This window comes from Escherichia sp. 94.0001, from assembly GCF_013369155.2.
In the GTDB taxonomy this organism is placed as follows: Bacteria; Pseudomonadota; Gammaproteobacteria; order Enterobacterales; family Enterobacteriaceae; genus Escherichia; species Escherichia coli_F.
On the sequence record NZ_JABWMS020000062.1, the window covers coordinates 13,799 to 26,172 of the forward strand.

26 protein-coding genes are annotated in these 12,374 nt (G+C 50.1%); 1 reads left to right on the forward strand and 25 read right to left on the reverse strand.

Translation table 11 applies throughout. The features are described from left to right. Nucleotides 1–27: 27 nt before the first annotated feature. From secY to rpsJ, 22 genes are all read right to left on the reverse strand, one after another. Entirely contained in the window at nt 28–1,359 is a 1,332-nt protein-coding gene (secY, locus tag HEN33_RS20055) for a preprotein translocase subunit SecY (protein ID WP_001118861.1), read from the reverse strand. Between the two features lie 7 nt (nt 1,360–1,366). Further along, the gene (gene rplO, locus HEN33_RS20060) at nt 1,367–1,801 is read right to left on the reverse strand and encodes a 50S ribosomal protein L15 (RefSeq protein WP_001238917.1); all 435 of its coding nucleotides are present in this window, start codon (nt 1,799–1,801) and stop codon (nt 1,367–1,369) included. A 3-nt stretch (nt 1,802–1,804) separates the two neighbouring features. Further along, nucleotides 1,805–1,984, reverse strand: coding sequence for a 50S ribosomal protein L30 (rpmD, locus tag HEN33_RS20065; RefSeq protein WP_001140433.1), 180 nt, complete (start codon nt 1,982–1,984; stop codon nt 1,805–1,807). A 3-nt stretch (nt 1,985–1,987) separates the two neighbouring features. Beyond that, nucleotides 1,988–2,491, reverse strand: a complete 504-nt coding sequence (gene rpsE / locus HEN33_RS20070) for a 30S ribosomal protein S5 (RefSeq protein ID WP_000940121.1) — start codon at nt 2,489–2,491, stop codon at nt 1,988–1,990. Nucleotides 2,492–2,505: 14 nt separating this feature from the next. Beyond that, nucleotides 2,506–2,859, reverse strand: a complete 354-nt coding sequence (gene rplR, locus HEN33_RS20075) for a 50S ribosomal protein L18 (RefSeq protein WP_000358960.1) — start codon at nt 2,857–2,859, stop codon at nt 2,506–2,508. A gap of 9 nt (nt 2,860–2,868) precedes the next feature. Further along, nucleotides 2,869–3,402 (reverse strand): 50S ribosomal protein L6, encoded by a 534-nt coding sequence (rplF, locus tag HEN33_RS20080; RefSeq protein ID WP_000091945.1) that lies wholly within the window; start codon nt 3,400–3,402, stop codon nt 2,869–2,871. 12 nt (nt 3,403–3,414) lie between these two features. After that, nucleotides 3,415–3,807, reverse strand: coding sequence for a 30S ribosomal protein S8 (gene rpsH, locus HEN33_RS20085; RefSeq protein WP_000062611.1), 393 nt, complete (start codon nt 3,805–3,807; stop codon nt 3,415–3,417). 33 nt (nt 3,808–3,840) lie between these two features. Continuing rightward, nucleotides 3,841–4,146: a 30S ribosomal protein S14 gene (gene rpsN / locus HEN33_RS20090; RefSeq protein ID WP_001118930.1), complete on the reverse strand. Its 306-nt coding sequence runs from the start codon at nt 4,144–4,146 to the stop codon at nt 3,841–3,843. 14 nt (nt 4,147–4,160) lie between these two features. Continuing rightward, on the reverse strand, nt 4,161–4,700 hold the full coding sequence (rplE, locus tag HEN33_RS20095; RefSeq protein WP_001096200.1) for a 50S ribosomal protein L5: 540 nt from the start codon (nt 4,698–4,700) through the stop codon (nt 4,161–4,163). A gap of 14 nt (nt 4,701–4,714) precedes the next feature. Beyond that, on the reverse strand, nt 4,715–5,029 hold the full coding sequence (gene rplX, locus HEN33_RS20100) for a 50S ribosomal protein L24 (protein ID WP_000729185.1): 315 nt from the start codon (nt 5,027–5,029) through the stop codon (nt 4,715–4,717). Nucleotides 5,030–5,039: 10 nt separating this feature from the next. After that, entirely contained in the window at nt 5,040–5,411 is a 372-nt protein-coding gene (gene rplN, locus HEN33_RS20105) for a 50S ribosomal protein L14 (protein WP_000613955.1), read from the reverse strand. A 164-nt stretch (nt 5,412–5,575) separates the two neighbouring features. Further along, nucleotides 5,576–5,830 (reverse strand): 30S ribosomal protein S17, encoded by a 255-nt coding sequence (gene rpsQ, locus HEN33_RS20110; RefSeq protein WP_000130100.1) that lies wholly within the window; start codon nt 5,828–5,830, stop codon nt 5,576–5,578. After that, nucleotides 5,830–6,021: a 50S ribosomal protein L29 gene (gene rpmC / locus HEN33_RS20115; protein WP_000644741.1), complete on the reverse strand. Its 192-nt coding sequence runs from the start codon at nt 6,019–6,021 to the stop codon at nt 5,830–5,832. The genes rpsQ and rpmC overlap by 1 nt, the downstream gene beginning before the upstream one ends. Then, complete coding sequence (gene rplP, locus HEN33_RS20120) at nt 6,021–6,431, reverse strand: 50S ribosomal protein L16 (protein ID WP_000941212.1); 411 nt, start codon at nt 6,429–6,431, stop codon at nt 6,021–6,023. The genes rpmC and rplP overlap by 1 nt, the downstream gene beginning before the upstream one ends. Before the next feature lie 12 nt (nt 6,432–6,443). Further along, nucleotides 6,444–7,145, reverse strand: a complete 702-nt coding sequence (gene rpsC / locus HEN33_RS20125) for a 30S ribosomal protein S3 (RefSeq protein ID WP_000529945.1) — start codon at nt 7,143–7,145, stop codon at nt 6,444–6,446. Nucleotides 7,146–7,162: 17 nt separating this feature from the next. Continuing rightward, complete coding sequence (gene rplV, locus HEN33_RS20130) at nt 7,163–7,495, reverse strand: 50S ribosomal protein L22 (RefSeq protein ID WP_000447529.1); 333 nt, start codon at nt 7,493–7,495, stop codon at nt 7,163–7,165. 14 nt (nt 7,496–7,509) lie between these two features. Continuing rightward, entirely contained in the window at nt 7,510–7,788 is a 279-nt protein-coding gene (gene rpsS / locus HEN33_RS20135) for a 30S ribosomal protein S19 (RefSeq protein WP_001138117.1), read from the reverse strand. 16 nt (nt 7,789–7,804) lie between these two features. Beyond that, on the reverse strand, nt 7,805–8,626 hold the full coding sequence (gene rplB, locus HEN33_RS20140; protein ID WP_000301864.1) for a 50S ribosomal protein L2: 822 nt from the start codon (nt 8,624–8,626) through the stop codon (nt 7,805–7,807). 17 nt (nt 8,627–8,643) lie between these two features. After that, a complete protein-coding gene (rplW, locus tag HEN33_RS20145) occupies nt 8,644–8,946 on the reverse strand; it encodes a 50S ribosomal protein L23 (RefSeq protein WP_000617544.1) in 303 nt (100 codons plus the stop codon). Beyond that, nucleotides 8,943–9,548 carry a 50S ribosomal protein L4 gene (gene rplD, locus HEN33_RS20150; RefSeq protein ID WP_000424395.1) on the reverse strand — a complete coding sequence of 202 codons (606 nt, stop codon included), beginning with the start codon at nt 9,546–9,548 and terminating at the stop codon, nt 8,943–8,945. Before rplD ends, rplW begins: the two co-directional genes overlap by 4 nt. Before the next feature lie 10 nt (nt 9,549–9,558). After that, nucleotides 9,559–10,188: a 50S ribosomal protein L3 gene (gene rplC / locus HEN33_RS20155; protein ID WP_000579833.1), complete on the reverse strand. Its 630-nt coding sequence runs from the start codon at nt 10,186–10,188 to the stop codon at nt 9,559–9,561. A gap of 32 nt (nt 10,189–10,220) precedes the next feature. Further along, nucleotides 10,221–10,532 (reverse strand): 30S ribosomal protein S10, encoded by a 312-nt coding sequence (gene rpsJ / locus HEN33_RS20160; RefSeq protein ID WP_001181004.1) that lies wholly within the window; start codon nt 10,530–10,532, stop codon nt 10,221–10,223. Nucleotides 10,533–10,910: 378 nt separating this feature from the next. Here rpsJ and HEN33_RS20165 point away from each other — a divergent pair, with 378 nt between their 5' ends. Further along, a complete protein-coding gene (locus tag HEN33_RS20165) occupies nt 10,911–11,378 on the forward strand; it encodes a prepilin peptidase (RefSeq protein ID WP_000340160.1) in 468 nt (155 codons plus the stop codon). Here HEN33_RS20165 and bfr read toward each other — a convergent pair. The 3 genes from bfr to HEN33_RS20180 form a co-directional block, all read right to left on the reverse strand. Continuing rightward, nucleotides 11,375–11,851, reverse strand: a complete 477-nt coding sequence (bfr, locus tag HEN33_RS20170) for a bacterioferritin (RefSeq protein ID WP_000675515.1) — start codon at nt 11,849–11,851, stop codon at nt 11,375–11,377. The genes HEN33_RS20165 and bfr overlap by 4 nt on opposite strands. Before the next feature lie 72 nt (nt 11,852–11,923). Then, a complete protein-coding gene (gene bfd / locus HEN33_RS20175; RefSeq protein WP_000289090.1) occupies nt 11,924–12,118 on the reverse strand; it encodes a bacterioferritin-associated ferredoxin in 195 nt (64 codons plus the stop codon). A gap of 182 nt (nt 12,119–12,300) precedes the next feature. Beyond that, a partial coding sequence (locus HEN33_RS20180; RefSeq protein ID WP_001680644.1) for an EF-Tu C-terminal domain-related protein occupies nt 12,301–12,374 on the reverse strand: 74 nt, incomplete at its 5' end.

The window sequence follows — 12,374 nt, forward strand, 5'->3', positions numbered from 1 at the left end:
ACTCTCCGTAACTTCTCGGGCGACCAATTATCGGCCGTAGCCTTTCAGGTTCGCCTTCTTCAATGCAGACTCATACTGACTGGACATCATCAGAGTTTGCACTTGAGCCATAAAGTCCATAATCACGACAACAACGATAAGCAGTGAGGTCCCACCGAAGTAGAACGGTACTTTCATTGCATCACGCATGAACTCCGGGATCAGGCAGATAAAGGTAATGTACAGCGCACCAACCAGGGTCAGGCGGGTCATTACTTTATCGATATACTTCGCCGTTTGCTCTCCCGGACGAATTCCTGGTACAAATGCACCGGACTTCTTCAGGTTATCTGCTGTTTCACGCGGGTTGAAAACCAACGCCGTGTAGAAGAAACAGAAGAAGATGATTGCAGACGCATAGAGTAACACATAAAGCGGTTGCCCAGGCTGCAAATACAGCGAAATTGTTGTCAGCCAGTTCCAACCAGTACCGCCCCCGAACCATGACGCGATGGTCGCCGGGAACAGAATAATACTGGAAGCGAAGATTGCCGGGATTACCCCCGCCATATTCACTTTCAGCGGTAAATGTGTGCTCTGTGCAGCATAGACACGACGACCTTGCTGACGTTTCGCGTAGTTTACCACAATGCGGCGTTGACCACGCTCAACAAATACAACAAAGAACGTCACTGCAAATACTAATACTGCAACCAACAGCAACACGAGGAAGTGCAGGTCGCCTTGACGCGCTTGCTCGATAGTATGGGCAATGGCTGGCGGGAGTCCCGCGACAATACCGGCGAAGATAATGATTGAAATACCGTTGCCGATACCTCGTTCAGTAATCTGTTCGCCCAACCACATCAGGAACATGGTTCCTGTGACCAGACTTACAACAGCGGTGAAGTAGAATGCAAAGCCCGGGTTAATGACCAGGCCTTGCATACCAGGCATATTCGGCAGACCGGTAGCAATACCGATCGACTGGAATATTGCCAGCACCAGAGTACCGTAGCGGGTGTACTGGCTGATCTTACGACGACCAGACTCCCCTTCTTTCTTAATTTCTGCCAACGTTGGGTGAACCACCGTCAGCAGCTGGATAATGATCGATGCCGAAATATACGGCATGATCCCCAGAGCAAAGATAGAAGCACGGCTGAGAGCACCACCAGAGAACATGTTAAACATTTCAATGATGGTGCCTCGCTGTTGCTCAAGCAGTTTGGCAAGTACAGCGGCATCAATACCAGGGATCGGAATAAAAGAGCCAATACGGAACACAATCAGCGCACCGATAACAAACAGCAGTCTGCGTTTCAGCTCGCCTAAGCCACCTTTGGCACTTTGAAAATCTAATCCCGGTTGTTTAGCCATCTGCTACTTATTCCTCGATTTTACCGCCAGCAGCTTCGATAGCAGCACGAGCGCCTTTAGTAACACGCAGGCCACGAACAGTTACCGGAGTAGTTACTTCGCCAGCCAGGATCACTTTCGCGAACTCGATCTGGATACCGATAATGTTAGCCGCTTTCAGCGTGTTCAGGTCTACAACACCGCCTTCTACTTTAGCCAGGTCAGACAGACGAACTTCGGCTGTAATCGCTGCTTTACGAGAAGTGAAGCCGAATTTCGGCAGACGACGGTACAGAGGCATCTGACCACCCTCGAAACCGCGACGTACGCCACCGCCAGAACGAGACTTCTGACCTTTGTGACCACGACCACCGGTTTTACCGAGGCCAGAACCGATACCACGACCCAGGCGTTTACCCGCCTTTTTGGAGCCTTCGGCCGGAGACAGAGTATTTAAACGCATCTCTTACTCCTCAACTTTAACCATGAAGGAAACCGCGTTGATCATACCGCGAATAGCAGGAGTATCCTCGCGCTCTACGGTGTGACCAATACGACGCAGACCCAGGCCAAGCAGCGTTGCCTTGTGTTTCGGCAGACGACCGATTGCACTGCGGGTTTGAGTAATTTTAATAGTCTTTGCCATGGTTTATTTCCCCAGAATTTCTTCAACGGATTTACCACGCTTGGCAGCGACCATTTCTGGAGAATTCATATTTTCCAGGCCATCGATAGTTGCACGAACCACGTTAATCGGGTTGGTGGAACCATACGCTTTAGCCAGAACGTTATGAACCCCAGCGACTTCCAGAACGGCGCGCATTGCACCACCGGCGATGATACCGGTACCTTCGGAAGCCGGCTGCATGAATACGCGAGAACCCGTATGAACACCTTTAACAGGGTGTTGCAGAGTGCCGTTATTCAGCGCGACGTTAATCATATTGCGACGGGCTTTTTCCATCGCTTTCTGGATCGCTGCTGGAACTTCACGCGCTTTACCGTAACCAAAACCAACGCGACCGTTACCATCGCCAACTACAGTCAGAGCTGTGAAGGAGAAAATACGACCACCTTTAACGGTTTTAGATACGCGGTTTACCGCGATCAGCTTTTCCTGCAGTTCGCCAGCTTGTTTTTCGATGTGAGCCATCTTACACCTCTACCTTAGAACTGAAGGCCAGCTTCACGGGCAGCATCTGCCAGTGCCTGGACACGACCATGATATTGGAACCCGGAACGGTCAAAGGATACATCTTTGATGCCTTTTTCCAGAGCGCGTTCAGCGACAGCTTTACCCACAGCTGCAGCCGCGTCTTTGTTACCGGTGTACTTCAGTTGTTCAGCGATAGCTTTTTCTACAGTAGAAGCAGCTACCAGAACTTCAGAACCGTTCGGTGCAATTACCTGTGCGTAAATGTGACGCGGGGTACGATGTACCACCAGGCGAGTTGCGCCCAGCTCCTGGAGCTTGCGGCGTGCGCGGGTCGCACGACGGATACGAGCAGATTTCTTATCCATAGTGTTACCTTACTTCTTCTTAGCCTCTTTGGTACGCACGACTTCGTCGGCGTAACGAACACCCTTGCCTTTGTAAGGCTCAGGACGACGGTAGGCGCGCAGATCCGCTGCAACCTGGCCGATCACCTGCTTATCAGCGCCTTTCAGCACGATTTCAGTCTGAGTCGGACATTCAGCAGTGATACCCGCAGGCAGCTGATGGTCAACAGGATGAGAGAAACCCAGAGACAGGTTAATCACATTGCCTTTAACCGCTGCACGGTAACCTACACCAACCAGCTGCAGCTTCTTAGTGAAGCCTTCGGTAACACCGATAACCATTGAGTTCAGCAGGGCACGCGCGGTACCAGCCTGTGCCCAACCGTCTGCGTAACCATCACGCGGACCGAAGGTCAGGGTATTATCTGCATGTTTAACTTCAACAGCATCGTTGAGAGTACGAGTCAGCTCGCCGTTTTTACCTTTGATCGTAATAACCTGACCGTTGATTTTTACGTCAACGCCGGCAGGAACAACGACCGGTGCTTTAGCAACACGAGACATTTTTTCCTCCGATTAGGCTACGTAGCAGATAATTTCGCCACCAAGACCAGCCTGGCGCGCTGCACGATCAGTCATAACACCTTTAGAGGTAGAAACAACTGCGATACCCAGACCCGCCATAACTTTCGGCAGCTCATCTTTACGTTTATAGATGCGCAGACCTGGGCGGCTGACACGCTGAATGCTTTCTACAACAGCTTTGCCCTGGAAATACTTCAGAGTAAGTTCCAGTTCAGGCTTGGTGTCGCCTTCAACTTTAAAATCTTCAATAAAACCTTCTTCCTTCAGCACGTTGGCGATTGCCACTTTCAGCTTGGAGGAAGGCATGGTGACCGCAGCTTTGTTCGCGGCCTGACCGTTACGGATACGGGTCAGCATATCCGCGATCGGATCTTGCATGCTCATCTGTCTTTACTCCCGTGATTCAATTGGTGACAATTACCAGCTAGCCTTTTTCAGACCCGGGATTTCACCGCGCATAGCGGCTTCACGGACCTTAATACGGCTCAACCCGAACTTCCGCAGGAAACCATGCGGACGACCTGTTTGACGGCAGCGGTTACGCTGACGAGACGGGCTGGAATCACGCGGCAGAGTCTGCAGCTTGAGAACAGCGTTCCAACGATCTTCGTCGGAAGCGTTCACATCAGAGATGATCGCTTTCAGTTCAGCGCGTTTCGCGAAGTATTTATCAGCTAAAGCTACGCGTTTTACTTCGCGTGCTTTCATTGATTGCTTAGCCATTTAGTAACCCTACCTTACTTGCGGAACGGGAAGTCAAAGGCAGCCAGCAGAGCGCGGCCTTCTTCGTCAGATTTCGCAGTAGTGGTAATGGTAATATCCAAACCACGAACGCGGTCGACTTTATCGTAGTCGATTTCTGGGAAGATGATCTGCTCACGGACACCCATGCTGTAGTTACCACGACCGTCGAAAGACTTAGCGGACAGGCCACGGAAGTCACGGATACGAGGTACAGCAATAGTGATCAGGCGCTCAAAGAACTCCCACATGCGTTCGCCACGCAGAGTTACTTTACAGCCGATCGGATAGCCCTGACGGATTTTGAAGCCTGCAACAGATTTGCGTGCTTTGGTGATCAGCGGTTTTTGACCGGAGATTGCTGCCAGGTCTGCTGCTGCGTTATCCAGCAGTTTTTTGTCAGCGATCGCTTCACCAACACCCATGTTCAGGGTGATCTTCTCGACCCGAGGGACTTGCATGACAGAATTGTAGTTAAACTCAGTCATGAGTTTTTTAACTACTTCGTCTTTGTAGTAATCATGCAGTTTCGCCATCGTACTACTCCAAATTACTTGATAGTTTCGCTGTTAGACTTGAAGAAACGGACTTTTTTACCGTCTTCGAATCTAAAGCCTACACGGTCAGCCTTGCCGGTTGCCGCATTGAAGATTGCTACGTTGGAAACCTGAATAGCGGCTTCTTTTTCAACGATGCCACCCGGTTGGTTCAGGGCCGGAACCGGCTTCTGATGTTTCTTAACCAGGTTGATACCTTCAACAATGACCTTGCCGGAAGACAGGACATTCTTAACTTTACCGCGTTTACCTTTATCTTTACCGGTTAACACGATAACTTCGTCATCACGACGGATTTTCGCTGCCATGATTCGCTCCTTAGAGTACTTCTGGTGCCAGAGAGATAATTTTCATGAACTTCTCACTACGAAGCTCACGAGTTACCGGCCCAAAAATACGCGTACCGATAGGCTGCTCGCTGTTGTTGTTCAGAAGAACACAAGCATTACCATCGAAGCGAATGACAGAACCGTCCGGGCGACGAACACCCTTCTTGGTGCGCACCACTACCGCCTTCAGCACATCACCTTTTTTGACCTTACCACGCGGAATTGCTTCTTTGATGGTGATCTTGATGATGTCGCCTACGCCTGCGTAGCGACGGTGCGAGCCACCCAGAACCTTGATACACATTACGCGACGTGCACCGGAGTTGTCGGCGACGTTCAGCATAGTCTGTTCTTGGATCATTTTAGTGCTCCGCTAATGTCAACTACTACTGAGACCCGAAAATCAGGTCGTTAAAAATCCCCATATCGAGGGCGCGGCATTATAACACCGCTTCAAGGATATGGGTAGAAAAAATAAACGGCTCATTTCTGAGCCGTTTATTCGTATCGAGAGAGTGTACTGTATTACAGAACCGCTTTCTCTACAACGCGAACCAGCGTCCAGGATTTAGTCTTGGACAGCGGACGGCATTCGCGGATTTCAACCACGTCACCGATACCGCATTCGTTGTTCTCATCATGTACGTGCAGTTTGGTCGTACGCTTGATGAATTTACCGTAGATCGGGTGTTTCACAAAACGTTCGATAGCAACAACAATGGATTTCTCCATTTTGTCGCTAACAACGCGACCTTGCAGAGTACGGATTTTATCGGTCATTACGCACCCGCCTTCTCGTTCAGTAAAGTCTTAACGCGTGCGACATCGCGACGCACTTGCTTCAACAGGTGAGACTGTTGCAGCTGGCCACTTGCAGCCTGCATACGCAGGTTGAACTGCTCACGCAGCAGGTTCAGCAGCTCGGTGTTCAGCTCTTCAACGCTCTTCTCACGCAGCTCTTTTGCTTTCATTACATCACCGTCTTAGTTACAAAGGTGGTTTTAATCGGCAGTTTCGCTGCTGCCAGCTTGAATGCTTCACGGGCCAGCTCTTCCGGAACACCGTCCATTTCATACAGGACTTTACCCGGCTGAATCAAGGCAACCCAATACTCCACGTTACCTTTACCTTTACCCATACGCACTGCCAGCGGCTTTTCAGTGATCGGTTTGTCCGGGAACACACGGATCCAGATCTTACCTTGACGCTTAACTGCACGGGTCATAGCACGACGTGCTGCTTCGATCTGACGTGCAGTCAGACGACCACGGCCAACAGCTTTCAGACCGAAGCTGCCGAAGCTAACATCCGTACCCTGCGCCAGACCGCGGTTACGGCCTTTGTGCATTTTACGGAATTTTGTACGCTTTGGTTGTAACATCAGCGACGCTCCTTATTTACGGCCTTTACGCTGCTGCTTTTTAGGCTGAGCAGCCGGTTTTTCCGGTTGTTCAACAGCAGCCATACCACCCAGGATCTCGCCTTTGAAGATCCACACTTTAACGCCGATTACACCGTAAGTGGTGTGCGCTTCAGAGGTGTTGTAGTCGATGTCAGCACGCAGAGTGTGCAGCGGTACGCGACCTTCGCGGTACCATTCGGTACGTGCGATTTCCGCGCCGCCCAGACGGCCGCTAACTTCAACTTTAATACCTTTAGCGCCCAGACGCATTGCGTTCTGTACAGCACGCTTCATAGCACGACGGAACATAACGCGACGTTCCAGCTGAGAAGTGATGCTGTCAGCAACCAGTTTTGCGTCCAGTTCAGGCTTACGAACTTCGGCGATGTTGATCTGTGCAGGAACGCCAGCGATGTCCGCTACGACCTTACGCAGTTTTTCTACGTCTTCACCTTTTTTACCGATAACGATACCCGGGCGAGCAGTGTGAATGGTTACACGGATGCTCTTAGCCGGACGCTCGATAACGATACGAGATACGGACGCTTTAGCCAGTTCCTTAGTCAGGTACTGACGTACTTTAAAATCGCTGTCCAGGTTGTCAGCGAATTCTTTGGTGTTCGCAAACCAGGTAGAGTTCCATGGTTTTACAATACCCAGGCGAATACCATTAGGATGTACTTTCTGACCCATTGCTAGTCTCCAGAGTCTCAGCGATCGGACACAACCACAGTGATGTGGCTGGTGCGCTTCAGGATGCGATCTGCACGACCTTTTGCACGCGGCATAATGCGCTTCATGCTCGGGCCTTCGTCTACGAAAATTTTCGTAACTTTCAGATCGTCAATGTCAGCGCCATCGTTGTGTTCAGCGTTAGCAATGGCAGATTCCAGAACTTTCTTGACCAGTACAGCCGCTTTCTTGTTGGTGTAGGTCAAAATATCCAGAGCCTGCGACACTTTCTTACCGCGAATCAGGTCAGCAACAAGGCGAACCTTCTGAGCAGAAGAACGAGCATGGCGATGTTTAGCGATAGTTTCCATCTCTTCCTCCTACCTTATTTCTTCTTCGCTTTTTTATCAGCAGCGTGGCCGCGATAAGTACGAGTCGGTGCGAATTCACCCAGTTTGTGACCGACCATTTCGTCGGTTACAAATACCGGAACGTGCTGACGACCATTATGGACAGCGATGGTCAAACCGATCATGTTAGGAAAGATCGTTGAACGACGGGACCAAGTGCGCAGGGGCTTCTTGTCTCCGCTTTCCACCGCTTTCTCTACCTTCTTCAGCAAGTGCAGGTCAATAAAAGGACCTTTCTTGAGAGAACGTGGCATGGCTTATCCTCTAAAATTATTTGCTACGGCGACGTACGATGAATTTATCAGTACGCTTGTTGCTGCGGGTCTTCTTACCTTTGGTCTGAACGCCCCACGGAGTTACCGGGTGCTTACCAAAGTTACGACCTTCACCACCACCATGTGGGTGGTCTACCGGGTTCATCGCGGTACCGCGAACGGTCGGACGAACACCACGCCAGCGTGCAGCACCTGCTTTACCCAGAACGCGCAGCATATGCTCAGCATTGCCAACTTCGCCCAGAGTTGCACGGCAGTCTGCTTCTACTTTACGCATTTCACCAGAACGCAGACGCAGGGTGACATAAGCACCATCACGAGCAACGATCTGAACGTAAGTACCAGCGGAACGTGCCAGCTGACCGCCTTTACCTGGTTTCATTTCTACGTTATGAACAGTAGAACCAACCGGGATGTTGCGCATCGGCAGGGTGTTACCTGGTTTGATTGCAGCATCAACGCCAGACTGAATCTGGTCGCCAGCTTTCAGGCCTTTAGGGGCCAGGATGTAACGGCGTTCACCGTCTTTGTACAGAACCAGCGCGATGTTCGCGGAACGGTTCGGATCGTACTCAAGACGTTCAACAACTGCCGGGATACCGTCTTTGTTGCGTTTGAAGTCAACAATACGGTAAGCCTGCTTGTGGCCACCACCGATATGACGAGTGGTGATACGGCCATTGTTGTTACGACCACCGGATTTGCTGTTTTTTTCCAGCAACGGAGCAAAAGGTTTGCCCTTGTGCAGCTCAGGGTTAACCACTTTAACAACGTGGCGACGACCCGGAGATGTCGGTTTACATTTAACAACTGCCATTGTATTACTCCTCCGACTTACTCAGCGCCGCCAACGAAGTCCAGATTCTGGCCTTCTTTCAGGGTGACGTAAGCTTTTTTCCAGTCGCTACGACGACCGATACGCTGTCCGTGACGTTTAACTTTCCCTTTAACTACCAGGGTGTTAACGACTTCGACTTCGACTTCAAACAGTTTCTGCACAGCAGCTTTGATTTCTGCTTTGGTCGCGTCTTTAGCAACTTTGAGTACGATGGTGTTGGATTTTTCCATCGCAGTAGACGCTTTTTCAGAAACGTGCGGTGCACGCAGCACCTTCAGCAGACGTTCTTCACGAATCATGCCAGCATCTCCTCAACTTGCTTAACAGCATCAGCAGTCATTACGACTTTGTCGAAGGCGATCAGGCTAACCGGGTCGATACCAGTTGCATCGCGTACGTCAACCTTGTGCAGGTTGCGCGCAGCCAGGAACAGGTTTTCGTCCAGCTCACCGGTGATGATCAGCACATCTTCCAGAGCCATGTCTTTCAGTTTCTGTGCCAGCAGCTTAGTTTTCGGCGCTTCTACAGAGAACTTCTCGACAACGATCAGACGATCCTGACGTACCAGTTCGGACAGGATGCTTTTCAGCGCGCCGCGGTACATCTTCTTGTTAACTTTTTGACTGTGGTCCTGCGGACGAGCAGCAAAGGTCACGCCACCAGAACGCCAGATCGGGCTCTTGATAGAACCAGAACGCGCACGGCCGGTGCCTTTCTGGCGCCACGGTTTTTTACCGGAACCAGTTACTTCAGCACGAGTCTTCTGAGCACGAGTACCCTGACGAGCACCAGCTGCATAAGCAACAACAACCTGGTGAACCAGCGCTTCGTTGAAATCACGACCGAAGGTAGTTTCGGAAACAGTCAGCGCGCTCTGCGCGTCTTTCAATACTAATTCCATTGCTATCTCCTTACGCCTTCACAGCTGGTTTAACGATCAGGTCGCTACCGGTTGCACCCGGGACAGCACCTTTAACCAGCAGCAGGTTGCGCTCAGCGTCAACGCGTACTACGTCAAGGCTCTGAACGGTTACACGTTCGTTACCCATCTGACCTGCCATTTTCTTGCCTTTGAACACTTTGCCCGGAGTCTGGTTCTGACCGATAGAACCCGGAACGCGGTGAGACAAGGAGTTACCGTGAGTAGCGTCCTGGGTACGGAAGTTCCAGCGCTTAACGGTACCTGCGAAACCTTTACCTTTAGAGGTGCCAGTTACGTCAACTTTTTTAACGTCAGCAAACAGTTCAACGCTAATGCTCTGACCTACAGTGAACTCTTCGCCTTCAGCCAGGCGGAATTCCCACAGACCACGGCCAGCTTCTACGCCAGCTTTAGCGAAGTGGCCAGCTTCAGGCTTGGTCACACGGTTAGCTTTTTTAGCACCGGTGGTTACCTGAATAGCACGGTAGCCATCGTTAGCCAGGTCTTTAACCTGAGTAACGCGGTTTGCTTCAACTTCGATTACGGTTACTGGGATAGAAACGCCGTCTTCTGTGAAGATACGGGTCATACCCACTTTTTTACCGACTAAACCAATCATTGTTTCAACCTCTCAATCGCTCAATGACCTGATTAACCCAGGCTGATCTGCACGTCTACACCGGCAGCCAGATCCAGACGCATCAGAGCATCAACGGTTTTCTCGGTTGGCTCAACGATGTCAACCAGACGCAAGTGAGTACGGATTTCGTACTGATCGCGCGCGTCTTTGTTGACGTGCGGGGAGATCAGAACAGTGAAGCGCTCTTTGCGTGTCGGCAGCGGGATCGGACCACGGACCTGCGCACCAGTGCGCTTGGCAGTCTCGACGATTTCCGCGGTTGCTTGATCGATCAGACGATGATCAAACGCTTTCAGGCGGATACGGATTCTTTGGTTCTGCATGAGACCAGAGCTCCAATTATTTTATAAACGAAAATGATTACTCCTCAGACCCATTACGATTGATGGGAGAGTGTAACCGTTCTTACGTAGCTCCCCGATTGGGAGCATTGTTAGGTAGCCAAATTCGGCTAACTGAGGTTCAGATTGAACCTGCTGTCAACTACGACAAGCCCGCGCATTATACGCAAATCTGAGCCAGACGCAAGCATCGGGTAGAAATTAATCGCAACGCGCAGATTGCGAGCTGTATTCCACGAAATTTGTAAGGTTGTGAAGATAGCGTTTTTCACCGGAACCAGGTTAACAAATCAGCGATTTCTCCGTTGCTGAGCATCCGGAGTTATTCGATGGTGATACTCCAATTACAGAGGATGTTTTATGGACGCTACCCTTCCCTTTCTGATTTTGTACGCTTGTTTATCAGCCCTACTTTTTTTCTGGGATGCAAAGCATGGCTTGTTACCTGACAGATTTACGTGCCCGTTACTCTGGTCAGGTCTTTTGTTCTATCAGGTTTGTAATCCTGACGGTTTAGCCTATGCGTTATGGGGGGCGATTATTGGTTACGGCACATTCGCTGTCATTTACTGGGGGTATCGCATACTGCGTCATAAAGAAGGATTAGGCTATGGTGATGTGAAGTTTCTCGCCGCCCTTGGTGCCTGGCATACATGGACCTTCTTGCCACGACTGGTTTTCCTTGCTGCCTCATTCGCTTGCGGAGCCGTAGTTATTGGTCTGCTCATGAGAGGAAAAGATTCATTAAAAAACCCGCTGCCGTTTGGGCCATTTCTGGCGGCTGCGGGTTTCGTTGTAGGCTGGGATAGTTTGCTGGCAGGCCGTTAATCTTTAACTTTTATTTGTGATTGCAGGTAATTTTGTAAACCGATTTTACCGATGAGATCCAGCTCAGTTTCGAGCCAGTCAATATGACCTTCTTCATCGGCAAGGATCTCGATCATCATATCACGGCTAACATAGTCATGAACGCTGTCGGCATACGCGATAGCCTCACGGAGATCCTTCGCGCCTTCCAGTTCTAATCGCAGGTCGGATTGCAGCATCTCCTCGACATCTTCACCAATCCCCAGTTTGCCTAAATCCTGTAAGTTAGGGATTCCTTCTAAAAACAAAATACGCTCGATATATTTATCAGCGTGTTTCATCTCATCAATAGATTCATGGTATTCGACGTCATTGAGACGCATCAGGCCCCAGTTTTTAAACATCCGGGCATGGAGAAAATACTGATTGATTGCGACAAGCTCATTTCCCAATAGTTTATTGAGATAATTTATGATTTTAACATCACCTTTCATTTTATAGTCCCTCCGCTTCCACTATTAGAGCGTAGATGGGGCTAGCGGGATGTCAAAAAATAAGCGTGGGCTTCAGGCAATCTCTTTAAATTCTGGCATCTGCATCAACTCGTCCTGCATCACTTCGCGCGCGGCGCGAATGCACTTACCGCATTGATTTCCCACAGGAATAAACTTACGCAATTGTTGGAAAGATTGCGGATGAAACTGACGGACTGCCTGGCGAATTTTTTTGTCACTTACACCATTACACAAACAAACGTACATGATTGCTCCCGTTCAAATTCTGCGCAAAGTGTAAATGAGAATGGTTATGATTACAATAGCACAGTTTAATTTGCGCCATAGTTCAGCGAGTGAAATTACGACTAAATATTTCGAGCTCAAATTACGGGCAGCAAAAAGGGCGCCGAAGCGCCCTTTTTAATTCGAAACTAATTAACGTGTAATTAGCCCAGAACTTTAGCAACAACGCCCGCGCCAACGGTACGGCCGCCTTCACGGATTGCGAAACGCAGACCGT

Excerpts from the sequence above, each read along its gene's own strand:
- secY (WP_001118861.1), bottom strand. The coding sequence starts at position 1,359 with ATGGCTAAACAACCGGGATTAGATTTTCAAAGTGCCAAAGGTGGCTTA.
- rplO (WP_001238917.1), bottom strand. The coding sequence starts at position 1,801 with ATGCGTTTAAATACTCTGTCTCCGGCCGAAGGCTCCAAAAAGGCGGGT.
- rpmD (WP_001140433.1), bottom strand. The coding sequence starts at position 1,984 with ATGGCAAAGACTATTAAAATTACTCAAACCCGCAGTGCAATCGGTCGT.
- rpsE (WP_000940121.1), bottom strand. The coding sequence starts at position 2,491 with ATGGCTCACATCGAAAAACAAGCTGGCGAACTGCAGGAAAAGCTGATC.
- rplR (WP_000358960.1), bottom strand. The coding sequence starts at position 2,859 with ATGGATAAGAAATCTGCTCGTATCCGTCGTGCGACCCGCGCACGCCGC.
- rplF (WP_000091945.1), bottom strand. The coding sequence starts at position 3,402 with ATGTCTCGTGTTGCTAAAGCACCGGTCGTTGTTCCTGCCGGCGTTGAC.
- rpsH (WP_000062611.1), bottom strand. The coding sequence starts at position 3,807 with ATGAGCATGCAAGATCCGATCGCGGATATGCTGACCCGTATCCGTAAC.
- rpsN (WP_001118930.1), bottom strand. The coding sequence starts at position 4,146 with ATGGCTAAGCAATCAATGAAAGCACGCGAAGTAAAACGCGTAGCTTTA.
- rplE (WP_001096200.1), bottom strand. The coding sequence starts at position 4,700 with ATGGCGAAACTGCATGATTACTACAAAGACGAAGTAGTTAAAAAACTC.
- rplX (WP_000729185.1), bottom strand. The coding sequence starts at position 5,029 with ATGGCAGCGAAAATCCGTCGTGATGACGAAGTTATCGTGTTAACCGGT.
- rplN (WP_000613955.1), bottom strand. The coding sequence starts at position 5,411 with ATGATCCAAGAACAGACTATGCTGAACGTCGCCGACAACTCCGGTGCA.
- rpsQ (WP_000130100.1), bottom strand. The coding sequence starts at position 5,830 with ATGACCGATAAAATCCGTACTCTGCAAGGTCGCGTTGTTAGCGACAAA.
- rpmC (WP_000644741.1), bottom strand. The coding sequence starts at position 6,021 with ATGAAAGCAAAAGAGCTGCGTGAGAAGAGCGTTGAAGAGCTGAACACC.
- rplP (WP_000941212.1), bottom strand. The coding sequence starts at position 6,431 with ATGTTACAACCAAAGCGTACAAAATTCCGTAAAATGCACAAAGGCCGT.
- rpsC (WP_000529945.1), bottom strand. The coding sequence starts at position 7,145 with ATGGGTCAGAAAGTACATCCTAATGGTATTCGCCTGGGTATTGTAAAA.
- rplV (WP_000447529.1), bottom strand. The coding sequence starts at position 7,495 with ATGGAAACTATCGCTAAACATCGCCATGCTCGTTCTTCTGCTCAGAAG.
- rpsS (WP_001138117.1), bottom strand. The coding sequence starts at position 7,788 with ATGCCACGTTCTCTCAAGAAAGGTCCTTTTATTGACCTGCACTTGCTG.
- rplB (WP_000301864.1), bottom strand. The coding sequence starts at position 8,626 with ATGGCAGTTGTTAAATGTAAACCGACATCTCCGGGTCGTCGCCACGTT.
- rplW (WP_000617544.1), bottom strand. The coding sequence starts at position 8,946 with ATGATTCGTGAAGAACGTCTGCTGAAGGTGCTGCGTGCACCGCACGTT.
- rplD (WP_000424395.1), bottom strand. The coding sequence starts at position 9,548 with ATGGAATTAGTATTGAAAGACGCGCAGAGCGCGCTGACTGTTTCCGAA.
- rplC (WP_000579833.1), bottom strand. The coding sequence starts at position 10,188 with ATGATTGGTTTAGTCGGTAAAAAAGTGGGTATGACCCGTATCTTCACA.
- rpsJ (WP_001181004.1), bottom strand. The coding sequence starts at position 10,532 with ATGCAGAACCAAAGAATCCGTATCCGCCTGAAAGCGTTTGATCATCGT.
- HEN33_RS20165 (WP_000340160.1), top strand. The coding sequence starts at position 10,911 with ATGGACGCTACCCTTCCCTTTCTGATTTTGTACGCTTGTTTATCAGCC.
- bfr (WP_000675515.1), bottom strand. The coding sequence starts at position 11,851 with ATGAAAGGTGATGTTAAAATCATAAATTATCTCAATAAACTATTGGGA.
- bfd (WP_000289090.1), bottom strand. The coding sequence starts at position 12,118 with ATGTACGTTTGTTTGTGTAATGGTGTAAGTGACAAAAAAATTCGCCAG.